This is a genomic window from Promicromonospora sp. NPDC023987 (assembly GCF_040639055.1).
GTDB lineage: Bacteria > Actinomycetota > Actinomycetes > Actinomycetales > Cellulomonadaceae > Promicromonospora.
Genome location: NZ_JBEZZF010000006.1, coordinates 46,874 through 73,409 on the forward strand (window position 1 = coordinate 46,874; position 26,536 = coordinate 73,409).

A 26,536-nucleotide genomic window follows, 5' to 3' on the forward strand; every position below is an offset into this window, starting at 1 on the left:
GTGTCTGAGACCCCTTCGACCACCCCCGCCGCACTCCCGGAGCGGGTGACCCACTCCCTCGTCCGTGACGTACGGATGCCCGGCGGCGCCGGCATCCTCGCGCTCGTCACGCTCGACAACGGCCTGGACCACACCAAGCCCAACACGCTCGGGCCGGCCGGCCTGGCCGAGCTCAAGGCGGCCCTCGAGGTGGTCCGCACCCGCGCCGAGTCGGGCGAGATCGCCGCGGTCGGCGTCACCGGCAAGCCGTACTTCGTCGCCGCCGGCGCCGACCTCAAGGGCATCACCTCGGTGGGTGGCCACGACGAGGCCGTCGAGCTGGGCCGCATGGGCCACGCCGCGTACACCATCCTCGGCGACCTGCACGGGGCGACCGGTGTGCCGACCTTTGCGTTCGTGAACGGCCTGGCGCTGGGCGGTGGCCTCGAGGTCGCGCTCAACTGCGACTACCGCACCGTGGCGTCCGACGCCGCCGCGCTCGGTCTGCCCGAGACCGGCATCGGCCTCGTCCCCGGCTGGGGCGGCGCGTACCTCGTACCGCGTCTGGTCGGCATCGAGAAGGCCGTCGAGGTCATCCTCACGCGGCCTGCGGCGAACAAGCCGTACAAGCCGGCCGAGGCGCTGCAGATCGGCCTGGTCGACGAGCTGTTCGAGGCCGCCGACTTCCTCGAGCAGTCCATCGTCTGGGCCGCCAAGGTCGTCACGGGCGAGATCGAGGTCCCCCGCCGCGAGCTCGACCCGCAGCCCGTCTGGGACGCCGTCGTCGCCGCGACGAAGGACCGGCTCGACGCCGTCGTCGGTATCTCGCGACCCGCGCCGCACCGTGCGCTGGAGCTCCTGGCCGCCGCCCGGAACACGATCAAGACCGACGCGTTCGACGCCGAGGACCAGGCCCTCGCGGACCTGATCATGTCCGACGAGATGCGTGCCAGCATCTACGCGTTCAACCTCGTCGGCGGGGGCAAGAAGCCGCAGGGGGCCCCGGACCCGGCGCTCGCCCGGCCCGTCACCAGGGTCGGCGTCGTCGGCGCGGGCCTGATGGCCGCCCAGATGGCGTTCCTCTTCGCACAGCGGCTCGGCGTCCCCGTCGTGATGCGTGACCTGGACCAGGAGCGCGTCGACAAGGGCCTGGCGTTCGTCCGGGAGACCGCCGAGAAGCTGGCCTCCCGCGGGCGCCTGGCGCCCGACGCCGCGAACCGCATCGTGGCGTCGGTCTCCGGCACCACGGACATCGGCGAGTTCGCCTCGTGCGACTTCGTGATCGAGGCCGTCACCGAGGTCATGGGGCTCAAGAAGAAGGTGTTCGCCGAGCTGGAGGGCGTCATCGCCCCCGAGGCGATCCTGGCGACCAACACCTCGGCGCTGTCCGTCACCGAGATGGCCGCTGACCTGGCCCACCCCGAGCGCGTCGTCGGCATCCACTTCTTCAACCCGGTGGCCCAGATGCCCCTGGTCGAGGTGATCAACGCGGAGCAGACCTCCGACGATGCCCTCGCCACCGCGTTCGCGATCACGAAGAAGCTCCGCAAGACGGCGATCATGTCGGCCGACCGGCCGGGCTTCATCGTGAACCGCCTGCTGCTGCTCGTCATGGGCCAGGTCGTCGACGCCATCGAGGGCGGGACCTCCGTCGAGGTGGCGGACCGGGCCCTCGCGCCGCTCGGCTTCCCGATGCCGACCTTCGAGCTGACCGACCTGGTGGGTCCGGCCGTCGCGCAGCACGTGCTCACGTCGCTGCGGGAGAACCTCGGCGACCGCATCCCGGCGTCCGCCGGCCTGGCCAAGATCGTCGAGGACGGCACCCGAGTGGTGCTCGACGCGCCGGCCAAGGGCCTGCCCAAGCCGGTCGACCCGGCCATCCAGGAGTACTTCGGCCCCGCGCTCGACGCGGGTGAGCCCGGCCGGAACGGGCAGAGCGTGCTCGACGCCGACGGCGTGCTCGACTCGGTCCTCACGGCACTGACCACCGAGATCGGCCTCATGCTGGACGAGGGCGTCGTCCCCGGCCCGCAGCAGATCGACCTCGCGATGATCCTCGGTGCCGGGTGGGGCTTCCACACGGGCGGCATCACGCCGTACCTCGACCGCACCGGCTACAGCGAGAAGGTCCTGGGCAAGCGGTTCCTGCCCGACGGCGTGGCGAACGTCCCCGCGGCCCGGTAGGGCCCGGCCCGCGGCCGGGAACCCGGTCCGGCGAAGCCCGTTGAGCTCGTCTCGACGGGCTTCGCCGGCGGTGCGGCACGGCGGTCGTGGACAAGCGCTGACCTGCCGATATCCTGCCGCCCATGGCAACGACCAGCGACCAGCGGCGCCGGCGGTTCATCGTGTGCGGCGACGGGCCGCTGGCCTACCGGGTCACCTACGCGCTCAGCACCCGCTACCTGGGTGACGTCACGGTGGTCCTGCCGTACGCGGAGTCCAAGTACGGGTCGCGGCTGGCCGACATGGACCACGTCAGGATCCTGGAGGCCGCCCGTCCCGACGCCGCCGCGTTCACCGAGGCGGGCATCGGCGACGCCGACGCCGTCGCCCTCCTCGACCAGGACGACGGCGGCAACATCGAGATCGCGCTCCTGGTCCACGAGCTGCGCCCGGGCCTGCGCCTGGTGATCCGGTTCTTCGACGACGAGCTGGGCGCCGGGGTGGCGCAGCACCTGCCGAACTGCGACGTGCTGTCGGCGTCGAAGATCGCCGCACCGCAGCTCGTCGCCCTGGCGCTCGGCGAGGCCCGGCCGGTCGAGGTGCCGGGGATGAACCTCGTGGTGGCCACGCCGCACCAGAACCACGGCACCGAGGTCGTCACGCTGGCCGCCCTGGACGGCGCGGGCGACGCCGTCATGCTGCCGCCCCCCGGCCTGGAGCCCGAGATCCTGCTCGCCCGGAGCGCCACACCCGACGCCGGGCCACCTCCGGCGCCCCCGCGCAGCAACGGCCGGCTCTGGAAGTACCTGCGGCAGAACCTCAACCGTTACGTCTGGATCGCCATCGCGGCGCTCGGCGTGATCGTCGTCGCCGGCGCGGCCCTCATCTCGCTGGCCGAGGGCATCAGCGTGTGGACGGCGCTCTACCGCGTGATCCTCAACGCCCTGGTGGGGTCGGACCCCGTGCCAGAGGCGAGCGCCATGGCGCAGGTCGTGCAGGTGCTGCTCACCCTCGTCAGCGTCGCGGTCATCCCGCTGCTCACGGCGGCGCTCGTGGACGCGGCGATCCGTGCCCGGCTGGCCGCCACCAACTCCGGCCCCGGCACCGGCATGACCGGGCACGTGGTGGTCGTGGGGCTCGGGGACGTCGGCACCCGCGTGCTCGACACCCTCCTGCGCCGGCGGATCCCCGTGGTGGTCGTCGAGCGGGACGAGAACGCGCGCGGCGTGCCGTTCGCCCGCGACCACCACGTTCCCGTGGTGATCGGGGACGCGCGGCGCCCGGAGACGCTGCGCACCGCCTGCATCGGTGGCGCCCAGGCGATCATGACCCTGACCAGCGACGACGTCACCAACATCGGTATCACCATCGCGGCGCGCGGGATCGACCGGCCCGACGACATCGGTACCGTCCGCCCGCTGCTGCGCATGTTCGAGGAGGACTTCGCGCGCCGGGTGCAGGACATCATCCCCGGATCCCAGTCGCGCAGCGCGTCGGCGCTGTCGGCCCCGGCGTTCGCGGCGTCGGTCATGGGGCCGGAGGTGCTGGACACCGTCCCGTTCCGGGACCGCGTCCTGCTCGTGGCCGAGGTACCCATGCACGCGAAGGCCGAGCTCGAGAACAAGGTGGCGCGCGACGTCAGCGTGCCCGGCGAGGTGCACCTGCTCGCGCTGCGCCTGCCCCGGAAGGGCTTCGAGTCGGACATCGTCTCCGACCCCAGCCCCGGGTTCCCGCTGCACCACAGCTACCACCTGATCGTGATCGCCACCCGCACCGGGCTGACCAAGCTCCAGGCCCGGGCCGCGGCCCCCGCCTGAGGCACTGCCGGCTCGCCCGCACCCGCCGACCGGCCTGACGGAACAGGCCCGGATCGGCCCGTTCACCGGTCCACCGGGCGCATAGCGTCATGGTCATGCAGACCGGACTCAGCGTGCCGCAGGGCGCCGCGCTCACCCTCGGCGCCATGCTCGGCACCGGCGTCATCTCGCTCCCCGCCCTCGCCGCCGACGTGGCGGGCCCGGCCTCGCTGGTGGCGTGGGCGGCGCTCGTCCTCCTGTCGATCCCGCTCGCCACGACGTTCGCGGCCCTCGGGGCACGGCACCCCGACGGCGGCGGCGTGGCCACCTACGCCCGCCTCGCGTTCGGTGAGCGAGCGGCCACGATGGTGGGCTGGGCCTTCTACGCGACCATCGCGGTCGGCGCCCCGGCCGCGGCGGGCTTCGCGGGTGCCTACGTCGCCGACGCCACCGGCGGCGGGCCAGGGACCGCCCTGGCCACCACGGTCGCCATCATCGCGGTGTGCGCGACGATGAACTGGTTCGACCTGCGCGTGTCCGGCACGGCGCAGCTCGCGATCGCCGGGACGGTGGCGCTCCTGCTCGCCGTCGCCGTCGCCGTGGCGCTGCCGCACGCGCAGCCCGGCCACCTCGCGCCGTTCGCGCCGCACGGCTGGGGCGCGGTCGGCGCGGCGGCGGCGCTGCTGGTCTGGGCGTTCGCCGGGTGGGAGATCCTGGGCTCGCTGTCCGCGGAGTACCGGCGTCCGGCCCGCGACATCCCGCGCGCGACGGCGATCGCCGTTGCCGTCGTGGGAGCCCTGTACCTGGGCGTCGCCTTCGCCACGGTCACGGTGCTCGGTCCGACGCCGGGCCCCGCGCCGCTCTCGGACCTGCTGGTGCTCGGGTTCGGCGAGCAGGCACGGCCCGTGACCACGGTGCTCGCCGTCCTGCTGACCATCGGCGCGATCAACGTCTATTTCGCGGGCGGCAGCCGGATCGGCGCCGCCCTCGCCCGGGACGGTGGGCTCCCCGGCTGGCTGGCCGCGCGCCCGGACCGCCCGCCCCGCAGGTCCCTCGCCGTCCTCACGACGCTGGCCGTCGGGACGACGGCGGTGCTGGCCGCCCTGCACCTTCCCACCGACGCAGTGGTCCTCATGGCCTCCGCCACGTTCTCGCTGCTGTACCTGGTGGGCGCCGCTGCGGCCCTGCGGCTCCTGCCCCGCCGGAGCTTCGCCTGGTGGTGCGCGGCCGTGTCGCTGCTGGCCGCGCTCGGGCTGCTCGTCATGACCGGGCCGCACATGACTGGTCCGGTGCTCGCCGCGCTCGGCGGCCTCGCCTGGTCGACGTGGCGGCGACGCCGGGCGCGGACCGCGGCGGCCGTCACGGCGCCAGCAGACGACCCAGCACCTGAATGCCTGGCCGGATCGAGCCCGTGACCGCCCCGCCGATCCCGAGCACCACCCCGTCCCGGTGGGTACCCACCGCGAAGGCGGCGAGGGACTCGCACGCGACCGACCGCCGTCGGGCACGGGTCACCAGCGTCCGCGCGTCCACCGGGGAGTCCTCGGGCAGGTAGGCGGCGACGTGCAGGCCCGCCGCCGAGGGGACGGGCTCCACCGGCAGCTCCGCCAGCGCGTCCAGGAGGATCTCGTGCCGTTCCGCGTAGTGCGCCGAGGCCTTCCGGACGTGCCGGGCGAGCAGGCCGTCGTCGATGAAGCGCGCGAGCGCGGCCTGCACGTGCACGGCCCCGTGGCCGTCGGTGAGCTGGCGGGCCGCGAGCAGCGCGCCGCGCAGCGACGGCGGCGCCATCAGGTACCCGACGCGCAGGCCCGGCAGCAGCGACTTCGAGAAGGTGCCGACGTAGACCACGTGGCCGTCCCGGTCGAGGGCCTGCAAGGACTCCAGCGGACGGCGGGCGCGGCGGAACTCGCTGTCGTAGTCGTCCTCGATCACTGCCGCCCCGTGCCGCACGGCGTGGGTGAGCAGTGCTCGGCGCCGGGCGAGCGAGAGCGGCATCCCCAGGGGGAACTGGTGCGACGGGGTGGTGTAGACCAGGCGGGCTCGCGGCGGGATCCTGTCCACGACGAGGCCCTCCGCGTCGACGGGCACCGGCACCACTCGCGCCCCGTGCAGCGCGAAGAGCTCCCGCGCCTCGGGGTAGCCGGGGTCCTCCATGGCGACGACGTCCCCGGGCTCGAGCAGCACGCGGGCCACGAGGTCGAGGGCCTGCTGCGCGCCGGTCGTCGCGATCACGTCGTCCGGCCCCGCGTGGACCCCGCGGGAGCCGGCCACGTATCGGGCGACGGCCTCCCGGAACCGCGGCAGCCCCGCCGGGCCGGAGTAGGATCCGGCGGCCGGGCCGCCCGCGCGTGACTCCGCGGCCAGCAGGCGGCGCCAGGTGTCGAACGGGAAGAGGCCGGCGTCGGGGATGCCGACCCGGAAGTCGTGCTTGGGGACCGGCGCGTCGCCGCTCGTCGGGCGCACGGTCCAGTGCCAGCCCGCCCGCGGACGCAGCGCACCCGGGCTCCGGCGCCGCACGGGTGGCGTGTCGCTCGCGGCCGCCGTGGCGAACGTGCCCGAACCGGTCCGCGTCTCCAGGAAGCCCTCCGCCACGAGCCGCTCGTAGGCGTCCGTGACGCTCGCACGCGAGACCCCGAGGTCCCTGGCGAGGTCCCGGGTCGAGGGCAGCTGCTCCCCCGCCCGGACCCGGCCGGCGGTCAGGGCCGTGTGCAACGCGCGGTAGATCGCATCGGTACGTCCGGTGCGCTGGCTGAGGTCGACGGCGAGGTCCACTCGCCGATCATTGCTCATCCCGCCCAATTCCCTTTCCTTGGCGGGGCGGCAGCCGGTTGAATGTGTTCCGACATGACTACGTACTACACGTCCGACCAGCATTTCGGACACCTGAACATCATTCGCTTCTGCGGCCGCCCGTTCCCCGACGTCCTGACGATGAACACCCGGCTCGTGCAGCTCTGGAACGAGACGGTCACCGACGACGACACCGTCTGGGTGCTGGGCGACGTCGCCCTCGGCGCCCTCGGCGAGTCACTGGCCTGCATCGGGCGGCTGGCCGGGCGCAAGATCCTGGTACCGGGCAACCACGACCGCTGCTGGGAGGGCGAGCGCGCGCTGCGCAAGGGCGAGCCCGAGGCACGCGAGCGACGTCGGTCGGCCGCTCGGGAGCAGTACCTGGCCGCGGGTTTCGCGGAGATCCACGACCGGCCCGAGCCGGTGGTCCTGGGGGGACAGCGGGCCGCGCTGTCGCACTTTCCGTTCGAGGGCGACTCGCACGGCGCGGACCGGTTCGTCGAGTACCGGCCCGTCGACGACGGCGGTTGGGTGGTCCACGGCCACGTGCACGACACCTGGCGCCAGCGTGCGCGGCAGCTCAACGTCGGCGTCGACGCCTGGGGCGGGCGGCCCGTTCCCGCCGAGACCCTCGCGGGCCTGCTGGCCGACGGCCCTCGCGACCTGGAGCCGCTGGGCTGGTCCTGATCCGGACGGCCCTGGCATGACAAGAGCGCACGTTCTGAGGTGAGGAACGTACGCCCAGGCGTCGGGGTGCGCGGCGTCGCTGGTATGCGAGGCTCACGCACTGCGTCAGCGGAAGCGCCAAGGCGCCCGCCACGCGGGGTTCATGCGGATACGAGGGACTCCGAGTCGCGGTCCTCGCGGTCCGACTTGTAGGACGCGATCTCTGCTGCGTCGAACATGAGGTCCGCCCCGACCATGTGGTAGTCGATCTCACCTGCCTCGAGGAGATCGATGACGTGCAGCTTCGACACCCCCAGCAACCGCGCGGCTTCGAGCGCGGTCAGGTCCTCGTGCGGCCGGTTGACTTCTGTTTCCATTGTGATCTCGTTCACACGGCCAGTCTTGCGCGTCGATGCGGCCGGAGTCCAGTCGAATCGGTGCGAGTTTCGTTATCCAGCGATGATTCTTTTCTCCCCGAGACTTGCGATGCCGGTAATTGATCTCGCACACTGACGGCAGAGTGAGCGCAAGGGCGCGAAAGGTGTGACACGATGAGCGCCATTCCGCCGGTCCGGATCGTAACGCGGCGGTTTACCTGTCAATTGGCGGATCGAAACGATCCATCGCGCGCGAGGGGGATGGATGGCCGCGCCGTCCGCGGAGCCCGTACTGATTCCTGCCGTCAGTAGCATCTCTCCCGATCTGCAGTCGATTCTTGACATCAATCGCGCCGCCTATGACGTGCTCGCGGGCACGTACAGGGGCACAACCGAGGTCCGTCAAGAGAATGCCAAGAAATGGCTCACGCAGCGCCTGCCGCGGCTGAGCGCCGGCGCACATCCGACGGCCCTCGACATCGGCTGCGCGGACGGCACCCACTCCCGCGTCCTGTCCGCGCTCGGGTACGCGGTCACCGGCGTCGACTTCTCGGCACAGATGATCGCGGCGGCTCGCGAGCTGGCCCAGGACCCGACCCTGGCGAACCGACCGGTGCTGCTGCACGGTGAGTTCCTGGCAGGGCGGTACGTCGACGAGTCGGGTGCGGAGGCACCGCTCGACGGGTCGCTGTTCGACCTCGTCCTCGCCACCGCGTTCGTCCACCTCTTCCCGCCGGAGGCCGACGAGGATGCCGTGCGCAAGGTGCTCGCCCACGTCGCTCCGGGCGGGACGGCCCTGGTCTCCACGACCGCCGCCCTGGCCAACCGGCAGGGCGTCGAGTTCAAGGCGGGCGCGGACGGCCGGGTGACGCAACGCTGGCGGAACCACTACACGCTCGAGTACTTCGTGTGGCTCGTCGGCGAGGCCGCTCGCGACGTCTACGGCGCCAAGGTCCCGGTCCAGCCCTGGGTGGTCGTCGACCCGGACTCGGACGGAAAGCTCTGGATCGACGTCGTCGTGCACCGGCCGGCCTGATCACACCTCCTGGAAGCCCCGGTACACCGCGGTGCGGAGCTCGACCGCGTAGGGCTCGAGGGCCGGCATCCCGAGGCTCGCCGCCGCCGCGATCTCGGCCTCGACGTCGTACGGCACGCGGACGAACTGCAGCCCGAACGGCGCCCGGCCCGGCTCGTCGACCGCTCCCTCGAGGATCGCGTAGCTGGGGACCGGCTCGTCCAGGGGGTTGCCCACGCTGCCGACGTTGAACAGGGTGCGGCCGCGTTCTACCTCGACGAAGGCGTCGTGGATGTCGCCGTACCCGACCATGGACGGCACCGGCCCCTCCCCGGTCATCGCCGTGTTGACGAACATGCCGGCGAACTCCTCCGCCGTGTGCTTGGCGTGCACCCGCACGTGCGGGCTGGTCGCGGAGGCGTGGAACAGCCTGATGTGGCGGCCGCTGACCAGCAGGTCATGGCTCAGCGGCAGCGTCCTCAGCCAGTCCCGCTGGTCCGGGCGCAGCTCGTCGCGCCACCAGGTCATCTCGGCCGCCGATTCGTCGGTCCACACCGGCAGGTGGTCGTCCCAGTTGCCGCGGATATTGACGTCGCACACCTTGTCGCACCGGTCGACCGCGGCACTGCCGCGCGGCCCTTTTCCGACGAAGTCACCGAGATTGATGATCTGATCAACCCCGCGCGACTCGATGTCATCGAGCACCGCGTCAAGTGCGGTGAGGTTGCCGTGCACGTCGCTGATCAGGGCAATTTTCTCCAAAGGCACACCCCGGATAGTGCCACATCTCGGCTGGGCGTTATGCAGCGGCACCCGGGCGCTCGTCCTCCTCGCCCAGCGCCCGACCCTCGTCGCCGCGCCCCAGAGCCGGTGGACGGCGCTCGGCCGGCACCGGGTGCCCGACGGCAAGGGCCAGTGAGTGCAGTACGTGCTGCAGGATCGGCGGGTTGAGGTCGTCGTCGTCGTCGTACTGCGTCAGGCCGATACCGAGCCGCTCGATGGACTTGCGGTAGAGGTGGAACTCCACGTACCCGGAGGCCTCGGGGGTGCCCGGGTCCCGGATCGAGCCGCTGTACTGCACGGTGGTCCGGTAGGTGTGGATGCTCAGCTGGCCCCTGCCCTCCGCGTTGATCTGGCGGGCCAGCCCCTCCAGCCGGTCGTGCGCCTGGCGCACCTGCCCGATGAACGCCTCGTCCCGGTCGTAGTACCCGTCGATGGTCGCGGCGATCGCGGGCTGGTCGACGAGCCACTCCGGATCGACCTTGATGACGTCGACGTCCACCCCGCGGTTCACCATCGCCCAGATCAGGTTGGGGTCGCGCGCGACGCTCGTCATACCGAAGCCGAAGACGACCACCTGTCGCCGCGCGGCTCTCCAGATGTCGAGCGACGCGTTCCGGTGCTCGCGGTCAGCGCTCACCCACTCGATGCCCCGGTACTGCCGCAGCTCGTTCAGCAGGCGGGCCCGTTCCAGCTCGGCGTCCCGCTCCACCCGCTGACGGGCGGCGATGGTCTGCTCGAACAGGTACACGACGGCGATGACCACCGTCGCGACGGCCGTGCACCAGACGATCGGGATCGTCACCCGACGCGGCATCACATCGGGAACGAACGTCAGGACAAGGTTCGACGTCGCACCGAGCGCGACGACGAGGAGACTTCCCCGAGCCCAACCTTGCATGTGGACCACCCCCAGGAATCGCGCACGACCTGGTATCAATATTTCGATGCTAAGGCAACAAATCAGTCAAGTCCAGTTAATACCGGAGCATCGCTTTCGCCGGGCAACCACCGGAATCCTGCCGTCCCATCGCCGGAGAGTCCCGGTGTTCCCGCCAGCTCGTCAGCCTCGGCCCGTGCCCGTCGCGCCTCGTCGAACCGCTCCTGGTCGTGCTGCGCGAGCGCCAGCGTCCGCAGCGCCTCGGCCAGCCTCGGGCCGTATTCCGCCCTGCTCTGCGCGGCGAGGCCCCGCAGGAGCTGCACCGCCTCGCTCGCGGGCGCCACCGCCTCGTCACCGAGCTTGAGGACGGCGAGGACCGAGCTCAGGTTCAGCAGCGACTGCGCGAGCAGGGGCTGGTGGGCGCGCCGTTCGGCGCCGACTAGCTCGCGCCAGATCCTGGTCGCCTCGCGCACCACGTCGAGCGCGTCCTGCGCGCGGTCCAGCCGGACATGCGTGGCGCCGAGCGCCGACAGCGCCGCGGCGAGCTCCGGCACGTACCGTCGGGGATCGTCGGCGGTGAGCCGCCGCTGCACCTCGACCGCCTCCTGCTGCAGCACGCGGCCCTCGTCCCGCCTGCCGAGCTCGGAGAGCTGCGTGCCCAGCGCCTGGAGGGAGTGCGCGAGCCCCGCCAGGTACCGGCCGGGGTTCTCCTGGGCGGTCCTGCGCCGGATCTCGACGGCCTGCTCCAGGTACCGCAGCGATTCCTCGCCATGGCCACCGACCGTGAGCACGGTGCCCAGGACCTGCAGCGAGTCGCTCAGGCCCGGCAGGTGCTCGTCGGGGCCGACGGCGGCCAGGCGGCGCCGGAGCTGCAGCGACTCCACGGCGGCAGGCAGCGCCTCCGCGTCCCGGCCGAGCTCCAGCAGCCGCCGCGCCTCGTGCTCCGCGGACCGGGCCAGCATCCCGGCCAGCCGGCCGGGACGGCGGCCGGCGCGTTCCCGCAAGAGCCCTTCCGCCTCGTGACCCGGCCCGCGCCCGACCAGCGGCTGCCCCAGCTCCGCGCTCGTCAGTGCCAGGTCCGACTCCACCAGCGCCAGGTCGAGCGTGACCACACCGGGGCGGTCCGCGTCGATCAGGTGGAGCAGGTCGAGCGACTCCTGCGTGCACCGCAGCGCCTCCTGCGGCCGTCCCTGGCCGGACAGCGTGCCGCTGAGGCTCACGAGCAGGGCGGCCAGCCGCGGCCGGAACCGGTCCGGGTCGGACTCGGCCAGCTCCCGCACCAGGGCGACGGCTTGTCGCTCGTAGCGCTCGGCCTCCGCGGCGCGGCCCACATCGTCGAGCGCGGTCCCCGCGTCACGCAGGGCGTCGGCCCGGCGTGCGGCGTCCTCGGGCGAGGTGGCGGCGAGGGCACGCAGCGTCAGCTCGGCGCGCAGCTCGCCCAGCACGAGCGACGGGCGCGGGAGCGCTCCGGCGACCGAGCTCAACAGGTCACCGTCCTCCGGGAGCGCGGCGACCGCCGCACCGAGCTGGTCGAGGGCGAAGCCCAGGTCACCGGACCGTCCGTCGAGCCGGTCCACGACGAGCCCGGCGGTGCGCAGGGCGGCTCGCCGCGCCGCGGCAGCGTCCGCCCCGGCAGCGTCCGCCTCCGCAGCGCCCTCCCCTGCCAGGCATGCGCCCAGCAGCCCCGGCGTACCGGTCAGCTCGGCCAGCAGATGGGGGTCCACCAGTCGCCGGGACAGCGCGCGGTGCGGGTCGAGGCCGAGCAGCCACCGTGCGACGTCGCCCTCCGCGCCCGACCGCACGCCGGGGACGACGGTCGCGACGCGACGCACGAGGCGTTCGGCGGCGTCCGGCGTGCGTACCCCGGTGAGTGTCACGGCCGCGACCAGGCCGTCCATGGCTTCGGGGAGGAAGCCGCTCTCGCCGAGCACGCCGGTCTCCTCCGCCGAGCGGAACCAGGTCCAGCGCTCGTGCTCGAGCAGCTCGTCGAGGGCGTCGGACACGTCGACGGGCAGCACGCCGCGCTGCTGCCGCACCTGCGTGCGCATGACGGCGCAGAGCGCCGCCGCGTGCAGGTCGAGCATCCTGGCGCCACCGCCCACCGACGCGACGGCCACCCGCGGCGGGGCGATCCCGAGCGCCCGGGCGTACGGCTCCACGAACGCCACCACGAGCCGCGCGTCCACCTGCCCCGGAAGCACCTCGGCGGGCAGGTCGTCCCCGGCCCTGGCCGGCTCGAGCAGGGCGCGGACGGCCAGGTCGGCCGTGGTGAGCCGGCTGAGCCACTCCCCCGCGCCACGGGCGGTCAGCAGGACGCGGAGTGCTCCTGCGCGGTCTCGTGCCGCCGCGCGCAGCAGGTCAGCGAGCGCCGGGCCGCGCGTCTCGGCGTCGTCGATCAGCAGGAGCGCGGGGGCGCCGTCCGGCACGGCGGCCAGGGCGGCGGGCTCGGCGCCGTCGGGCACGTCGAGGCAGGTCCAGCCGGCGCGCGCCTGCCGGTGGGCCACCTCGCGGGCCAGGCGCGTCTTGCCGACGCCGCGCGGGCCGCTGATCAGCCGTACCGCTACCGCCTCCGGACCGCAGCACCAGTCGAGGAGCGATGCCAGCTCGGTGGTCCGCCCGACGAACGGCACGATGCGTCGTGCCGGCGCGAGCAGGCGCCCGGGTGACCCGGCGTGCGCGACGGCCGCGCCGGGCTGTGACGTCGACAAGGACACGACGCCAGTGAACCTCAATCCGGATCGAACCGGTTATCACACCCATATGGGCGCGCGCGGGCGGCTCATGGTGTGCGTCCGAGCCGCTCCTTCTCCTCCGCGAGGATGGTCCGCGACAGGGAGGTCTCCGAAGGCGCCGCCACGTCGACCGCGGACGGCGAGGCGTCGGTGATCTCGGACTGCCGGGCGAACTCCTCGAACAGTGCGGACTTGGACCCGAGGATCTCCATCATCCGCTGGTCCACGGAGTGCTCGACCAGGAGCCGGTGCACCTGGACGGTACGGGTCTGGCCCATGCGGTGCGCGCGGGCGACTGCCTGCGCCTCGATGGTGGGTTTGACCTGGGGCTCGCAGAAGATGACGACGCTCGCGGCCTGCACGTTCAGCCCGACCCCGCCCGCGGTGATCTGGCTGACCAGCACCGCCGGGCCGCCGGGCCGGGACAGCGCGTCCACCATGGCCTGGCGGTCGGGTACTGGCACGGAGCCGGTCAGCGGGCCGACCGCCAGCTCGCCGAGCAGGTCCATGACCTGCTCGAGGACCGTCAGGAAGTAGGAGAAGACGATGACGCGGCGGCCGCCGTCGACAGCCTCGGTGACCAGCTCGCGCAGGCGCACGAGCTTCGCGGACTCGTCGGTGTCGGACACCGCGAACGCGGCCCGCCGCATCGCCATGAAGTTTCCGGCCAGGACGGCGTCGCGGTAGGCAGCGCCGTCGACCGGGCCGAACTGCTCCCACTCCTCGACCTGCACCACCTCGGGCAGCTCGGTGAGCACGTCCTCCTGGTTGCGCCGCAGGTAGGCCGGCGCGACGATCCGGCGGAAGGCCTTCGCCCCGGACAGGCCGGCGTTGGGGTCGAGCTGTGCCGCCACCTCCGGCTGCAGGTAGCCGACCATGTTCTTGAACTCGGCGACCTTGTTCTCCATCGGCGTGCCGGACAGGAACAGGACCCGGTCGGACCGGTCGGCCCAGCGCCGCACCTCGCGGCCCCGGATGGTCTCGGGGTTCTTCACGTAGTGCGCCTCGTCGACGACCAGGAGCGCGGGCGTCAGGTCGTACGGGAGGTCGAGCCTGCCCAGCACCTCGAACGTCGTGATCGCCACACCGCCGTCGTCGAGCCAGGCCGCGGCGGTCTTCTCCCGGTCGTTGCCGTGCATCACCACGGCCGTCAGGCCGGAGTGCTGCTCCACCTCGCGCTTCCAGTTGGTAACGACGCTCGCCGGGCACACGACGAGGACGTGCGTGCCGCCGGTGGCCACGAGGTGTGCGGCGACCGCTATGGACTGCATGGTCTTGCCGAGGCCCATCTCGTCGCCGAGGATCGTGCGCCGCTGGACCAGCGCGTACCTGGCGCCGAACTGCTGGTAGCCGCGCAGGTTCGCGCGCAGCAGGGTGCGGTCCAGCGGCTGCGCCTCGACCCGCCGCACGACGTCGGCGGGCAGGCCGCCCTCGGCCGCCTCGTGGTCGTCGCCCAGGTCGACCACCTGCGACAGCAGGCCGTAGTACTCGGCGGACCGGGCCTCGAAGTCCGCCCACACCTGAGCACCCTCCGGCGGCTGCCCGACGGCGGCGCGCACCGCCCGCGCATCCTCGGTCAGGCGCGCGGTGCTCACCTGCTCCGCGAGCGCGGAGACCGCCGCGCAGGCGGCGGCCTTACGGCCGGCAGGCGCCACGAGGCCCCGCCAGAAGCTCGTGGCGAGGGCTGCGGGCTCCAGGTGGCCGGGGACGACGGCGGAGACCCGGCGCGCCTCGTCCAGGTGCCGGTGCCGGGCGTCGGTGGCCAGCCCGAACGCGTACAGCGCCTGGACGAGCACCGTGGCGTACGGGTCATCGGGGTCGACGTCGATGCGGAACCGCAGGTCGGCGTCGACATCGGCGGCCAGCTCGCGGGCCGCGGCGGTGGCGAGCTTCGCGGTTCCCGCGCCGATGCCCGCCTCGACGAGCCGGTCGGTGCCCGCGACGAGCACCTGGGTGACCTGGGTGAACCCGGCCTTCTCCAGGACGGCCACCCGGAGCTTCTTGCGCCGCTCCTCCAGGGCCGTGACGCCGACGGTGCGCAGGCCGGCGTGGACGCGCACCTCGCGCGTGGCCGTGTAGGCGTCGCGGACGCGCTCGCGCAGGCCGACGTCGGCGGTGGTGAGGAGCCGGGCGTCGTCGAGCAGTGCCCGGGCCTGCTCCACGACGCGGCGGGCCGCGCGCGCCTTCCAGGGCCGGGGCGGGCCGACGGGGGCGTCTGCAGGGCGCGGGACGGCGGGGGCGTCTGCGGGGCTGGGGAGGGTCGTCTGCTCGGTCATGGCGCTGCGAGCGTACCGGGATGGTGTGACATGCCCCATTTGCGAAGCCGCAGCCGAACCCTGTCCGAGGATCGCGCGTCCCGCCTATGTTGAGTCCATGACCAACCAGCGAAGCAGCCGGCCGAGCAGGTACGGCGGGACCACCGTCACCACCGTCGAGGAGCTCCGCGGGATCGTCCCTCCCCCGCTCAGCACGGCAGAGGGCAAGGTCCGTCCCGCGCTGCACGACCTCGACCGGCAGTGGCTCGCGGCGTCGCCACTGTGCCTGGTCGCGACGTCGGACGCCGAGGGCAACCTCGACGTCTCCCCCAAGGGCGACCCGGCGGGCTCGCTGGTACGCATCCTGGACGACCGCACCATCGCGATCCCCGAGCGGCCCGGCAACCGCCGCCTCGACGGCTACCTCAACGTGCTCGCCAACCCGCACGTCGGCCTCGTCTTCGTGATCCCGGGCCGCGGCGACACGCTGCGGGTCAACGGCTCGGCCCGCATCGTGCGCGACGCGCCCTACCTCGCCGAGCTCCAGGTGCGCCGCAACGTCCCGACGCTGGCGCTGGAGGTCGACATCTCCGAGGTCTTCCACCACTGCTCCAAGGCGTTCCTGCGCGCCAACGCCTGGGACCCCGACACGTGGGACCTGGAGACCGTGCCCCGGCGCGCCGTGCTCGCGCACGCCCTCGAGCGGCAGCACCAGACGCTCGAGCAGGTCGACGCGCACTACGGCCCCCAGTACGCCGACACGATCTACGGCTGAGGCGCCCCCGGATCCGGATCCGGATCCGGATCCATCTGGAGCATCGCCCGGACCGGCGCGACACCCTCCAACGTGACGTCGAGCCGGTGCACGTCAGGCCGTACGTGCCACATCGCGCGCGCCATGCGGTAGCGGTTCTCCGTGGCGGGCTCGCCCGTGCGCTCCCTCAGTACGACGCCGTTCGGGGCGTAGCCGAGCGCCCGCGTCACGCCGTTGGACTCGGGGTTGTCCTCGAACGACTCGGTCGTCGCCTCCAGCGCGTCGAACCCGTCGAACAGCAGGTGCAGGGCCATCAGCCGCATCCGCTTGCCGATGCCCTGGCCGTGGTGCTCCAGGCCGAGCCACGAACCGGTCACGGCCGACCGGGTCACGCCGAACGCCGTGGCGCTCACGCTCTGGATCCCGATCGGCTCGCCGCTGCGGAACACCGCGAGCTCGAGCGCCCAGGCCTCCGGCGACACCCTGCCCCGCGACGTCCAGTGGTACTGCAGGATCCCCCTGCGCACCTGGTCCGGCTCGCCGACGTTCCACGCCACGAGGAACGGCCGCCGCTCCGGCGGGTGGATACCGGCGACGACGACGTCGGCCAGGCGAAGGAGATCGGCGTCGTCCGGCAGGCGCAGCTCGAGATCGCCGCAGGCGACCCGGAGGCCGAAGGTCGGGAAGGCGCTGGCGAGGTCCATGCGCCTACCGTTCCCGTTGCCACGGTCCCGGACAACTTGATTTCCGCTCCGCCGGAGCTCGCCGGGAGTAGCGGGCGCGAGCGGGCGCGAGCGGGCGCGAGCGGGCGCGAGCGGGTGAATTCCGGGGCCTTTCCTTGGCGACGCACCGGGCCCCCGGCACGATGCCAGCATGACCACACCGCCTCCTGGACCGGGGCACGGCTTCGCCGCCGGTCCCACCCCGCCGCCCCCCGCCGCAGGCGCGCAGTACGGATATCCCGCTCAGTACCCGCCAGCGCCCCGGCCGCGGAAGACCGGCCCCAAGGTGCTCACCTTCACCGGCGCCGCGATCCTGGTGGCAGGTCTAGTCGCAGGCATCGTGGGCGTCGCTGGAGCCGCCGGCGGGATCGCGGACCTGCTCCCGACGGACCTCGTCACCACCGACGGCACCGCGGGCAGCGACGCCATCGCACTCGGGGCGAGCACCGAACCCTTGGCCTTCGACGTGCCGGACGAGGGCGCGTACCTGGTCTTCGAGGTCTCGCAGGGCCAGTCGGCCCGGCTGCCCGTCTCGGCGGTGACCGCGGAGGGGCCGACCGGATCGGTGGGTATCGAGCCGCCGGACCAGACCGGTGCCCTGCCGACCAACGGCTGGTCCGTCTTCCCCGTCGGGGTGCTCGTTCCCCAGGAGACCGGCCCGCACACGCTCGTCGTCGCCGAGGCGGTGGCGTCCGCCGACGTCAGCCTCGCCGTGAGCGCGCCCATCAACGTGGACCACGTCGAGGGGATCGGCGGCAGCAGCCTCATCGCCCTGTTCGGATTCCTCGTCGGCGGACTCGGCTTCCTGCTCCTCGTCGCCGGGATCATCTGGTGGGCGGTCGCCAAGAAGTGAGGCCTCGCGGCCGGGCCGGCTCAGCCGGGGCCGGATCGGGCCGCGGGGCAGGCCAGGCCGACCCTGCCCTGCCTGCCCCTGCCTGACGTATACCCGGGCGAGGGGTGCCAGGTAGCGCGGATTTCGTTCACCTGAGCCACGAGCAGTTCAGCACACCTGATCGGTTCAGCCAGTGCGAAATAGGCGGCGCTCAGGTGAACGAAGTTCACCGGGTCCGGCACTCCTCGTCCGGGTATACCTGACCCCCGCGCTCCCGCGCTCTCATCCCCGCAACCTCAACCCGCACGCTCGCCCCGGCACGCTCACCCGGCACGGCGGCCCGCACGCTCACCCCGCACGGCAGCCCAGACCTCCAGCCCTGTGGACAGCCGCGGACCGCCGGCCGGCGTAGGCGCCACGCTGGTCACATGGCACGCACCAACTACGACCCGCTGGACCTCGATCCGATCTTCGACGGCACCCTCGATCCCGACATCGACGACGCGGACGGTCCCGTGGTCCACCGCCCCCGGCCGGCACCCACCCTGTCCCGCGACGGTCTCGCCCGACTGTGCGCGGCGGCCATCCGCTTCGAGGCCGCCCGCCGGGGCCTCAGCCAGCAGCAGATCGCTGCCGAGGTCGGGCTGTCCAGAGCCGCGGTCTCCGACCGGTTCCGCGGGCGGACTCCCTGGACGCTGGACCAGGTCGGCGTGATCGCCGAGCTGTTCGGCTGCGACCCCTCCGTGCTCGTCAACGAGCCACGCAGGCCCGTGCGGGACGTGGCCGGGAACTACGGGAGCTGGTGAGCACCCCGCGCCGGGGCGCAGCCGGCCTCGGGGCGCAGCCGGCCTCGGGGCGCAGCCGGCCCCAGCTCATTCCAGCGTCGCGTCCGCCGCACGCCGCGCGACCGCCGCGAGGTCACCGCCGGCCTCGGCCGCCCAGGAACGCTGGCGCGTCGCGCCGTCCCCGCCGGACCACAGACCGCCCAGCAGCTCGGTGACGGCGTCGAGGTCGTCCAGGTCCACCAGGGCCTCGCGCACGTGGTCCACCAGCGCGCCGACGACGTCGTGCGCCGGAGCCGGGCGCCAGGTCCGTGGGTCCACGAGGTCACCGCCGAGGCCTGAGCGGCCCGCCCGCCAGAGCGCGGTGCGCAGGACCTCGACCGGCACGTCGGGCGCCGGGGAGTCCGCCGCGCGAGCAGCCGTCTCCACGAGCCCGCGGGCCAGCGCGGCCAGCAGGGTCGCCGTGTCAGCGGAGAGGCAGACGTCGGCGACCCGGATCTCGACGGTGGGATAGCGCGCCGACAGGCGGGCGTCGAAGTAGATCATCCCCTCGTCCAGGATGGTGCCGGTCGCGACCAGGCCCTCGACGGCCGCGTGATACGCCTCCGGGGTGCCGAAGTGCCGCGTCGGTCCCGCCGTGTGCCAGCGGGACCAGACCTGGGAGCGAAAGCTCGCGTACCCGGAGTCGACGCCCATCCAGTACGGCGAGTTCGCCGACAGTGCCAGCAGGGGTGCGAGCCATGGCCCGATACGGTCCAGCACCGCGACACCCTCGGTGTCGTCGGCCACCGCGACGTGCACGTGGCAACCGCTGGTGAGCTGCTCGCGGGCGGTCAGCCCGAACTCCGCCCGCGCGGAGAGGTAACGGAGCTTGTCCACCGTCGTGCCGTCGAGGGCCAACGGCGAGGTGGCGAGCGCCGCCACACGGGCGCCGTGCCGGTCCGCTGCCGCTTGTGCGCCGGCCCGGCCCTCCCGGATCGCGGTGGCGATCTCCTTGAGCGTGGAGCGTGGCGGCGTGGCCGTCTCGAGCTGCTCCTCCATGAGCTCGTGCTCGAGCGGACCGTCGGCCGGCTCCGCGCTGCCGAGCACGTCCCGGGCCCGCGGGACCGGGGTCCCGTCGTGCCCGACAAGCATCAGCTCCTCCTCGACGCCGACCGAGCGTGCCCGCTCCGTCACAGCAGCGCCAGGGCGGCCAGCGCGTCACGCGTGGCGTCCGCCGCCGTCATCCGCTGCGCACGGACGATGTGGTCACGGCTCGCGTGGTCGAGGAACGCCACCGGCAGCCCGACGTGCACCTGCGGCGCGCTGATGCCCTGCTCCCCTGCGCGCTGCGCGAGCATGTCGCCCACACCGCCGTCGACCACGCCGTCCTCCAGCGTGACCACCAGGTCGTGCTCGCCGCAGAGCTTGACCAGGTTCTCCGGGATCGGCAGCACCCAGGTCGGCGACGCGACGGTCACCTCGACGCCGTGCGCCGCGAGCGCCGCGCCGGTCTCCATGGCGCAGCCCGTCATGGCACCCACGCCGACGACTAGCACCCGCCGCGCCGTCTTCCCGCCCTCGCTCGGGACCCCGCCGCCCCCGCTCGTCGAGCCTGTCGAGACCTCGAACCGCCCCACCACGTCCACCCCGTCGAGCTCCTCGAGGGCCGGGATGTCGTCGCCGAGCGCCCCCTTCGGGTACCGCACCACGGTGGGCGCGTCGTCGACGTCGACGGCCGCGCGCAGGGCGGCGCGCAGGGTCGTCTCGTCGCGGGGTGCCGCCAGGCGCAGGCCGGGCACGATCCGCAGCATCGCCATGTCCCACATGCCGTTGTGGCTGGCGCCGTCGTCGCCGGTGATGCCTGCACGGTCGAGCACGAAGGTGACGCCGGCCTTGTGGAGCGCCACGTCCATGAGCACCTGGTCGAACGCCCGGTTCAGGAACGTCGCGTAGACGGCGACGACGGGGTGCAGCCCCGCGAAGGCCATGCCGGCGGCCGACGTCGCGGCGTGCTGCTCGGCGATGCCGACGTCGAAGGTGCGCTCCGGGAACTGCTGCTGGAACGGCGCAAGCCCGACGGGGTGCAGCATGGCCGCGGTGATGGCGACGACGTCGGAGCGGCGGCGGCCGATCTGCACGATCTCGTCCGCGAAGACCTTGGTCCAGCCGAACCGGCTGGGCGCGACGGGCAGCCCGGTCTCGGGGTGGATCGCGCCGACCGAGTGGAACCGGTCCGCGATGTCCTCCTCGGCGGGGGTGTAGCCGCGGCCCTTCTCGGTGATCGCGTGCACGATCACGGGGCGGCCGAACGCCTTGGCGCGGCCGAGCGCCCGTTCGAGCGCCTCGGTGTCGTGGCCGTCGACGGGGCCGATGTACTTGATGCCGAGGTCCTCGAACAGGCCCTGCGGCGCCACGACGTCCTTGAGGCCCTTCTTCAGGCCGTGCAGCCAGCGCCAGGCGAACCGCCCGGGCGCGCCGGAGCGGTGCAGGGCGCGCGTGCCCCAGCTGAGGAACGCCTCGTAGCCGCTGGTGGTGCGCAGCGTGTCGAGGTGGTTGGCGAGCCCGCCGATGGTCGGCGAGTACGAGCGGCCGTTGTCGTTGACGACGACCACGAGCCTGCGGTCGCGGCTCTCGGCGATGTTGTTCAGCGCCTCCCAGGCCATGCCGCCGGTGAGCGCGCCGTCGCCGATGACGGCGACCACGTGGTCGTCCTTGCCGCGTACCTGGTTGGCCTTGGCGATGCCGTCCGCCCAGGACAGGGCGGTGGAGGCGTGCGAGTTCTCGACGATGTCGTGCGCGGACTCGGAGCGGCTGGGATAGCCGGACATGCCGCCGCGCTTGCGCAGCTCGGAGAAGTCCTGGCGGCCGGTGAGCAGCTTGTGCACGTAGGCCTGGTGGCCGGTGTCGAACACGATGGAGTCACGTGGCGAGTCGAAGACCCGGTGCATGGCGATCGTCAGCTCGACGACGCCGAGGTTGGGGCCGAGGTGGCCACCCGTGCGCGAGACGCTCTCCACGAGGAATCTGCGGATCTCCTCGGCGAGCTCCGGCATCTGGCCGGGCGTCATCGCCCGGACGTCCTTGGGCGAACGAATGTCGCTCAGCAGCCCCATGCTCGTCCTTTCGTCGTGCCCCCAGCGGGGGAATCGGGGCCCCACTCTAAGGGGCGCCGACCTCTCCACTGTGCCACGAGAGCCTCGTCTCCCACGCCTGTCTGCGATACCTCCACAACGATGTGGCCGGACTCATATGCAGGGCGGGAAGAACTCCTTACCCTTGGTGAACGTGCGCTTCCTCCCCGAGCAGAGCCCTGCCACCGACCTCACCTACGGCGACGTCTTCCTCGTCCCGTCCCGCTCGGACGTCACGTCGCGGTTCGACGTGGACCTCGCGTCCGACGACGGAACCGGCACCACGATCCCCGTGGTCGTCGCGAACATGACCGCCGTGGCGGGTCGCCGCATGGCGGAGACCGTCGCACGGCGCGGCGGTCTGGCGATCATCCCGCAGGACGTCCCCGCCGACGTCGTCGCCGGCGTGGTCGCGGACGTCAAGGCCAAGGACCCCGTCATCGAGACGCCGGTGGTCGTCTCCCCGCACGACACCGTGCACAGCGTGCTGAACCTGCTGGGCAAGCGCTCGCACGGGGCCGCCGTCGTCGTGGAGGACGACCGGCCCGTCGGCGTCGTGACCGAGTCGGACTGCACCGACGTCGACCGGTTCACCCGGGTCGCCGAGGTGATGTCGGCGGAGCCCCGGCTGCTGGACGCCGCTCTCCTGGACGGCCCGGGCGGGCTGGAGGCGGCCTTCGACGTGCTGCACTCCGCGCGCCTCGACCTGGCACCCGTGGTGCGCGACGGACGGCTCGCCGGGGTGCTGACCCGCAAGGGCGCGCTGCGCTCGTCGATCTACGGTCCGGCCCTCGACGCGTCGGGGGCGCTGCGCATCGGTGCAGCGGTCGGGATCAACGGCGATGTCGCCACGAAGGCGAAGGACCTGCTCGCCGCGGGCGTGGACGTGCTCGTGGTCGACACGGCGCACGGTCACCAGGCCAAGATGCTCGCCGCGCTGGAGGCCGTCCGGTCGGTGGGCCCGACGGTGCCGGTGGTGGCGGGCAACGTCGTCACCGCGGACGGTGTGCGGGACCTGGTGGCCGCCGGCGCCGACATCCTCAAGGTCGGCGTGGGCCCCGGCGCGATGTGCACCACGCGCATGCAGACCGGCGTCGGGCGGCCGCAGTTCTCCGCGGTCCTGGAGTGCGCGGCCGCCGCGCGCGAGCTCGGCAAGCACGTGTGGGCCGACGGCGGCGTGCGCCACCCCCGCGACGTCGCCCTGGCCCTGGCCGCCGGCGCGTCGCAGGTGATGGTCGGCTCCTGGTTCGCCGGCACGTACGAGTCGCCCGGCGACCTGAAGTCCGACGGCACCGGCCGGCTCTACAAGGACTCGTTCGGGATGGCCTCGGCCCGGGCGGTCGCGGCCCGCAACTCCGGTGCGGGGACGGCGTTCGCCCGGGCACGCAAGGCTCTGTACGAGGAGGGCATCTCCACCGGCAAGATGTACCTCGACCCCGCGCGGCCGGGCGTCGAGGACCTGCTCGACGAGATCACGTCGGGCCTGCGGTCCTCGTGCACCTACGCCGGAGCCCGCTCGCTGGCCGAGTTCTCGGAGCGTGCCGTGGTGGGCATCCAGTCGGCCGCGGGCTACCAGGAGGGCATGCCGCAGGCCACGAGCTGGTGACCCGCCCCTGACCGGAGCGGGGTCAGCCGACGATCACCAGGCGCCGCGTCGGGCGGGTCAGCGCTACGTAGAGGTCGCGCTCACCGCCCGGCCGGGCGGTCCGGATGCCCTCGGGGTCGGCGACCACCACGGCGTCGAACTCCAGGCCACGCACCTGGGAGACGGGCACCACGCGGACGCCAGTACCGTCCAGCGCGCCCGCGATCCCGCCGACCGCACCGTCCGCGGCGACGACGGCGACCAGCGCGTCGGGATCGGCCGCCGTCTCCGACCGCACTTCCGCGACGACGGCGCCCGCCAGGTCGCCGTCCGCTGCCCGACGGCGGGGCTCGTCCCCGTTCCGGACGGCACGGCTCGGCGGCTGGTGCGGGGCGATCCGGGTCAGCAGCGGGGCCGCCTCCGCCAGGATCTCGGCGGTGGTGCGGTAGCAGACCGTCAGGGTGCGCACGTCGGCGCGCCGGGCCAGGTCGCCGCCCAGCGCGTCGGCCCAGGAGCTCGCGCCGGTCGCCGGGCCGGCCTGCGCCAGGTCGCCGACCACCGTCATGGACCGGGCCGGGCAGCGGCGCAGCACCGAACGCCACTGCATCGGCGTCAGCTCCTGGGCCTCGTCCACCACCACGTGGCCGTAGATCTTGGCCGGCGGGCCGTTCAGCAGGTGCTCGGCCTCGTCGAGCAGCGGCAGGTGCGCCGAGGTCCACGCGCCGTCCGCCTCCACGGCCAGCACCGGGTGCTCGTCGAGCACGTCCAGCACGACGTCGCCGGCGGTGAGGCGCGGCCAGGCGGACTCGACCGCCTGTTCCAGGGAGAGGTCGTCGAGGAGCTCGGCCCGCAGCGCGCCGGGGTCGAGCTCCGCCACGGCCGCGGCATGTCCGAAGGCGCCGCCCTCGTCGGGGCCGAAGCCCAACTTCTCCAGGTCCTTGGCCGCGGCCCGGTCGACGTCCACGCCGCCGGTGAGCACCTCGATGTCCTCGTCGAGCTTCGCGAGCAGCACGCGGGCGCGAGCCTGGACCTCGTCGGCCACGAAGTCCACGACCAGGTCCTTGAACAGGGCCCTGGCCCGGTTGTGCGGCAGGCTGCTGCCGGCGGCCGTCTCGCGGGCCTCGGCGAGGGCGTGCTCGTCGAGCGTGACCGCGTCACCGTCGACGACCACGGCGAGGGTGCCGGACGGCGCCTGGTACCGCCGCACGGCCTCGGCGAGCCGGTCGGCGAGCCGGACGTCGCCGGCGGCGCGGCGCAGCTCGTACCCCGCGCCGGGAGGCGTGTCCAGGCCGAGGGCGTCGGCGACGAGCCGGTCGGCGGTGCTCATCGCGACGTCGTTCTCGCCGAGGGACGGCAGGACCTCCGCGATGTAGTCGAGGAAGCGCGAGCCCGGGCCGAGCACGAGCACGCCGTCGGTCCTGGCCTCGTCGAACCCCGCGAGGACGTAGGCGGCGCGGTGCAGGGCGACCACCGTCTTGCCGGTGCCGGGTCCCCCCTCCACCACGGTGACGCCGCGGTGCGCGGAACGGATGATCGCGTCCTGCTCGGCCTGGAGCGTGGAGACGACGTCCCGCATCCGGCCGGTGCGCCGTGCGCTGATCGCCGCGAGGAGCGGCCCGTCGCCGATGACGTCGTGGGGCCCCGGCTCGGCGCCGTCCAGGATCTCGTCGCTGACCCGTGCGACCTTGCGCCCGTCCAGGCCCAGGTGCCTGCGCCGGTGCAGCCCCATCGGGTGGGCAGCGGTGGCGGCGTAGAACGGGCGGGCGGCGTCGGCGCGCCAGTCGACGAGCAGCTGGTCGTCGCCGTCGCTCAGACCGGTGCGGCCGATGTGCAGCGAGCGGCCGTCGGCGTGGTCGATCCGGCCGAAGCAGAGGTGGTGCTCGGCTGCGTCGAGGGTGCGCGCCCGGCGGGTGAGCATGCCGACGCGCACCTCGCGGGTGAACGCCTCCTCCGGGTCGGTCGACGAGGTGCGTACAGCGGAGTCCAGGTCCGCACGGACACGCGTGACCTCAGCGTCGAGCCTGGCGTACAGGCCATCGACGTACTCCTGCTCGGTGGACTGCTCGGTCTGGCGTTGCTGCACCGGGTCTCCTCGTGGTCGGGCCTGATGTCAACGCGGACGGTTCGCAGAACGTTCCTGGGGTCGCACCGCGCCCGGAGCGTGCCCCGAGTGCCCGCTCGCGTACACGTACCGGTACTCGCCGAAGCCGATCATCGACGTGCCGAACATGCGCGGCGCCTCGCCCGTGACGCGTTCCATGAGGTCGCACAGCGTCCGTGCGTCCCGCTGCCGGACGGCGGGCGTCACCGCGTCGAGGTAGGCGGCGGGGCCGCCGTCGGTCCAGGTGGTGGCCATGCTCCAGTATGGGCACACCGGTACCGTTGACCGCCCACCCAGCACAGGAACAAGGAGGCCGCCGTGGTCGCCGCCGACCTCGACGTCACCGTCGACCTCACCCGAGCGCTCCTGAAGGAGCAGCACCCCGACCTCGCCGACCTGCCGCTCGATCTCGTGGCGAACGGATGGGACAACGTCATGGTCCGGCTGGGCGACGACCTCGCCCTGCGCCTCCCCCGACGCGAGCTCGGGGGCCAGCTCCTGCGCAACGAGCACCGCGTGCTGCCGCTGCTCGCCCCGCTGCTGCCCGTCCCCGTCCCGGCTCCCGTCCGGATCGGCTCACCCAGCCCGGCGCTCGGCTACCCGTGGCCGTGGGGTGTCGTGCGGTGGGCCGACGGCGTCCCTGCGGCCACCGTCCCGGCCGCGGAGCGCACGCCGTGGGCCGAGCACCTGGCACGGGTCTTCGTGGCGCTGCACCAGCCGGCGCCCGAGGACGCCCCGGGGAACAGGTTCCGCGGCATCCCGGTCGCGGAGCGGTCGGCGACCTTCGACGACCGCCTCGCCCTGCTCCCGGAGCGGCTGCACCGCCGCGCCCGCGACCTGTGGGCCTCCGCTGCGGACGCCCCCGGGTACGACGGCGTCCCCGTGTGGCTGCACGGCGACCCGCACCCCGCCAACCTGGTGGCCGACGGCGACCGGCTCTCCGCCGTCATCGACTTCGGCGACGTGACCAGCGGCGACCCGGCGTCGGACCTGGGCGCGATGTGGCTGACCTTCGACGCGGAGGGCCGGGACCGCTTCCGCCGCGTGGTCGACACGCACGCGTGCGACGGGCGCGGCTGGGACGCCGGGATGTGGCGCAGGGCGCAGGGCTGGGCCCTGCTGTACACGACCATCTGCTTCTCCTACCCCGACACGCACCCGATCATGGTCGGCGTCGGGGAGCACGCGGTCGAGCAGCTCTTCGGCTGATTCGG

At 73.3% G+C, this 26,536-nt stretch carries 21 protein-coding genes; 10 read left to right on the top strand and 11 right to left on the bottom strand.

Annotated features, from left to right (window positions below):
* Positions 1–75 precede the first annotated feature (75 nt).
* The 3 genes from AB0F40_RS04880 (at position 76) to AB0F40_RS04890 (ending at position 5,353) form a co-directional block, all read left to right on the top strand.
* Positions 76–2,163 (top strand): 3-hydroxyacyl-CoA dehydrogenase NAD-binding domain-containing protein, encoded by a 2,088-nt coding sequence (locus tag AB0F40_RS04880; protein WP_357464942.1) that lies wholly within the window; start codon positions 76–78, stop codon positions 2,161–2,163.
* 122 nt (positions 2,164–2,285) lie between these two features.
* Positions 2,286–3,959 (top strand): NAD-binding protein, encoded by a 1,674-nt coding sequence (locus AB0F40_RS04885; protein WP_357464782.1) that lies wholly within the window; start codon positions 2,286–2,288, stop codon positions 3,957–3,959.
* Between the two features lie 95 nt (positions 3,960–4,054).
* Positions 4,055–5,353 carry an amino acid permease gene (locus AB0F40_RS04890; RefSeq protein ID WP_357464784.1) on the top strand — a complete coding sequence of 433 codons (1,299 nt, stop codon included), beginning with the start codon at positions 4,055–4,057 and terminating at the stop codon, positions 5,351–5,353.
* On the opposite strand, the gene AB0F40_RS04895 is transcribed toward AB0F40_RS04890, so the two are convergent.
* Positions 5,298–6,728, bottom strand: a complete 1,431-nt coding sequence (locus AB0F40_RS04895; protein WP_357464786.1) for a PLP-dependent aminotransferase family protein — start codon at positions 6,726–6,728, stop codon at positions 5,298–5,300. The two genes, AB0F40_RS04890 and AB0F40_RS04895, sit on opposite strands and share 56 nt — an antisense overlap.
* Before the next feature lie 54 nt (positions 6,729–6,782).
* Between AB0F40_RS04895 and AB0F40_RS04900 the strand changes: the two genes are divergently transcribed.
* Positions 6,783–7,415 (top strand): metallophosphoesterase, encoded by a 633-nt coding sequence (locus tag AB0F40_RS04900; RefSeq protein WP_357464788.1) that lies wholly within the window; start codon positions 6,783–6,785, stop codon positions 7,413–7,415.
* Between the two features lie 140 nt (positions 7,416–7,555).
* Here AB0F40_RS04900 and AB0F40_RS04905 read toward each other — a convergent pair whose 3' ends face one another.
* Entirely contained in the window at positions 7,556–7,771 is a 216-nt protein-coding gene (locus AB0F40_RS04905) for a helix-turn-helix domain-containing protein (RefSeq protein WP_357464790.1), read from the bottom strand.
* Positions 7,772–8,036: 265 nt separating this feature from the next.
* Between AB0F40_RS04905 and AB0F40_RS04910 the strand changes: the two genes are divergently transcribed.
* Positions 8,037–8,807, top strand: a complete 771-nt coding sequence (locus tag AB0F40_RS04910; protein ID WP_357464792.1) for a class I SAM-dependent methyltransferase — start codon at positions 8,037–8,039, stop codon at positions 8,805–8,807.
* Here the strand turns inward: AB0F40_RS04910 and AB0F40_RS04915 are convergent, their stop codons facing one another.
* The 4 genes from AB0F40_RS04915 to AB0F40_RS04930 form a co-directional block, all read right to left on the bottom strand.
* The gene (locus tag AB0F40_RS04915; RefSeq protein WP_357464794.1) at positions 8,808–9,554 is read right to left on the bottom strand and encodes a metallophosphoesterase family protein; all 747 of its coding nucleotides are present in this window, start codon (positions 9,552–9,554) and stop codon (positions 8,808–8,810) included.
* A 31-nt stretch (positions 9,555–9,585) separates the two neighbouring features.
* Positions 9,586–10,467, bottom strand: a complete 882-nt coding sequence (locus tag AB0F40_RS04920) for a hypothetical protein (protein WP_357464796.1) — start codon at positions 10,465–10,467, stop codon at positions 9,586–9,588.
* 62 nt (positions 10,468–10,529) lie between these two features.
* A complete protein-coding gene (locus AB0F40_RS04925) occupies positions 10,530–13,160 on the bottom strand; it encodes a tetratricopeptide repeat protein (protein ID WP_357464798.1) in 2,631 nt (876 codons plus the stop codon).
* A 65-nt stretch (positions 13,161–13,225) separates the two neighbouring features.
* Positions 13,226–15,454: a DEAD/DEAH box helicase gene (locus AB0F40_RS04930; protein ID WP_357464800.1), complete on the bottom strand. Its 2,229-nt coding sequence runs from the start codon at positions 15,452–15,454 to the stop codon at positions 13,226–13,228.
* Positions 15,455–15,551: 97 nt separating this feature from the next.
* On the opposite strand from AB0F40_RS04930, the gene AB0F40_RS04935 reads away from it, so the two are divergent.
* Positions 15,552–16,208 carry an MSMEG_1061 family FMN-dependent PPOX-type flavoprotein gene (locus AB0F40_RS04935; protein ID WP_357464802.1) on the top strand — a complete coding sequence of 219 codons (657 nt, stop codon included), beginning with the start codon at positions 15,552–15,554 and terminating at the stop codon, positions 16,206–16,208.
* Here AB0F40_RS04935 and AB0F40_RS04940 read toward each other — a convergent pair.
* The gene (locus tag AB0F40_RS04940; RefSeq protein WP_357464804.1) at positions 16,199–16,891 is read right to left on the bottom strand and encodes a GNAT family protein; all 693 of its coding nucleotides are present in this window, start codon (positions 16,889–16,891) and stop codon (positions 16,199–16,201) included. The genes AB0F40_RS04935 and AB0F40_RS04940 overlap by 10 nt on opposite strands.
* 169 nt (positions 16,892–17,060) lie before the next feature.
* Between AB0F40_RS04940 and AB0F40_RS04945 the strand changes: the two genes are divergently transcribed.
* Both AB0F40_RS04945 and AB0F40_RS04950 read left to right on the top strand, forming a co-directional pair.
* A complete protein-coding gene (locus AB0F40_RS04945) occupies positions 17,061–17,762 on the top strand; it encodes a hypothetical protein (protein WP_357464805.1) in 702 nt (233 codons plus the stop codon).
* Between the two features lie 407 nt (positions 17,763–18,169).
* Positions 18,170–18,547: a helix-turn-helix transcriptional regulator gene (locus tag AB0F40_RS04950; protein WP_357464807.1), complete on the top strand. Its 378-nt coding sequence runs from the start codon at positions 18,170–18,172 to the stop codon at positions 18,545–18,547.
* 66 nt (positions 18,548–18,613) lie between these two features.
* On the opposite strand, the gene AB0F40_RS04955 is transcribed toward AB0F40_RS04950, so the two are convergent.
* Together AB0F40_RS04955 and dxs are read right to left on the bottom strand one after the other, a co-directional pair.
* Positions 18,614–19,699, bottom strand: coding sequence for a glutamate--cysteine ligase (locus AB0F40_RS04955; RefSeq protein ID WP_357464809.1), 1,086 nt, complete (start codon positions 19,697–19,699; stop codon positions 18,614–18,616).
* Positions 19,696–21,618 carry a 1-deoxy-D-xylulose-5-phosphate synthase gene (dxs, locus tag AB0F40_RS04960; protein WP_357464811.1) on the bottom strand — a complete coding sequence of 641 codons (1,923 nt, stop codon included), beginning with the start codon at positions 21,616–21,618 and terminating at the stop codon, positions 19,696–19,698. The genes AB0F40_RS04955 and dxs overlap by 4 nt, the downstream gene beginning before the upstream one ends.
* 172 nt (positions 21,619–21,790) lie before the next feature.
* Here dxs and AB0F40_RS04965 point away from each other — a divergent pair, with 172 nt between their 5' ends.
* Positions 21,791–23,242, top strand: a complete 1,452-nt coding sequence (locus tag AB0F40_RS04965) for a GuaB1 family IMP dehydrogenase-related protein (protein ID WP_357464813.1) — start codon at positions 21,791–21,793, stop codon at positions 23,240–23,242.
* A 22-nt stretch (positions 23,243–23,264) separates the two neighbouring features.
* Here AB0F40_RS04965 and AB0F40_RS04970 read toward each other — a convergent pair whose 3' ends face one another.
* Both AB0F40_RS04970 and AB0F40_RS04975 read right to left on the bottom strand, forming a co-directional pair.
* Positions 23,265–25,304, bottom strand: coding sequence for an AAA family ATPase (locus tag AB0F40_RS04970; RefSeq protein WP_357464815.1), 2,040 nt, complete (start codon positions 25,302–25,304; stop codon positions 23,265–23,267).
* Between the two features lie 27 nt (positions 25,305–25,331).
* Positions 25,332–25,577: a hypothetical protein gene (locus tag AB0F40_RS04975; RefSeq protein ID WP_357464817.1), complete on the bottom strand. Its 246-nt coding sequence runs from the start codon at positions 25,575–25,577 to the stop codon at positions 25,332–25,334.
* A 63-nt stretch (positions 25,578–25,640) separates the two neighbouring features.
* Here AB0F40_RS04975 and AB0F40_RS04980 point away from each other — a divergent pair, with 63 nt between their 5' ends.
* A complete protein-coding gene (locus AB0F40_RS04980; RefSeq protein ID WP_357464819.1) occupies positions 25,641–26,531 on the top strand; it encodes an aminoglycoside phosphotransferase family protein in 891 nt (296 codons plus the stop codon).
* The last annotated feature ends 5 nt before the right edge of the window (positions 26,532–26,536 follow it).

Bases quoted from the DNA above. Each gene is read 5' to 3' on its own strand.
- AB0F40_RS04880 (WP_357464942.1), top strand. From the start codon at position 76: ATGCCCGGCGGCGCCGGCATCCTCGCGCTCGTCACGCTCGACAACGGC.
- AB0F40_RS04885 (WP_357464782.1), top strand. From the start codon at position 2,286: ATGGCAACGACCAGCGACCAGCGGCGCCGGCGGTTCATCGTGTGCGGC.
- AB0F40_RS04890 (WP_357464784.1), top strand. From the start codon at position 4,055: ATGCAGACCGGACTCAGCGTGCCGCAGGGCGCCGCGCTCACCCTCGGC.
- AB0F40_RS04895 (WP_357464786.1), bottom strand. From the start codon at position 6,728: ATGAGCAATGATCGGCGAGTGGACCTCGCCGTCGACCTCAGCCAGCGC.
- AB0F40_RS04900 (WP_357464788.1), top strand. From the start codon at position 6,783: ATGACTACGTACTACACGTCCGACCAGCATTTCGGACACCTGAACATC.
- AB0F40_RS04905 (WP_357464790.1), bottom strand. From the start codon at position 7,771: ATGGAAACAGAAGTCAACCGGCCGCACGAGGACCTGACCGCGCTCGAA.
- AB0F40_RS04910 (WP_357464792.1), top strand. From the start codon at position 8,037: ATGGCCGCGCCGTCCGCGGAGCCCGTACTGATTCCTGCCGTCAGTAGC.
- AB0F40_RS04920 (WP_357464796.1), bottom strand. From the start codon at position 10,467: ATGCAAGGTTGGGCTCGGGGAAGTCTCCTCGTCGTCGCGCTCGGTGCG.
- AB0F40_RS04930 (WP_357464800.1), bottom strand. From the start codon at position 15,454: ATGACCGAGCAGACGACCCTCCCCAGCCCCGCAGACGCCCCCGCCGTC.
- AB0F40_RS04935 (WP_357464802.1), top strand. From the start codon at position 15,552: ATGACCAACCAGCGAAGCAGCCGGCCGAGCAGGTACGGCGGGACCACC.
- AB0F40_RS04940 (WP_357464804.1), bottom strand. From the start codon at position 16,891: ATGGACCTCGCCAGCGCCTTCCCGACCTTCGGCCTCCGGGTCGCCTGC.
- AB0F40_RS04945 (WP_357464805.1), top strand. From the start codon at position 17,061: ATGACCACACCGCCTCCTGGACCGGGGCACGGCTTCGCCGCCGGTCCC.
- AB0F40_RS04950 (WP_357464807.1), top strand. From the start codon at position 18,170: ATGGCACGCACCAACTACGACCCGCTGGACCTCGATCCGATCTTCGAC.
- dxs (WP_357464811.1), bottom strand. From the start codon at position 21,618: ATGGGGCTGCTGAGCGACATTCGTTCGCCCAAGGACGTCCGGGCGATG.
- AB0F40_RS04975 (WP_357464817.1), bottom strand. From the start codon at position 25,577: ATGGCCACCACCTGGACCGACGGCGGCCCCGCCGCCTACCTCGACGCG.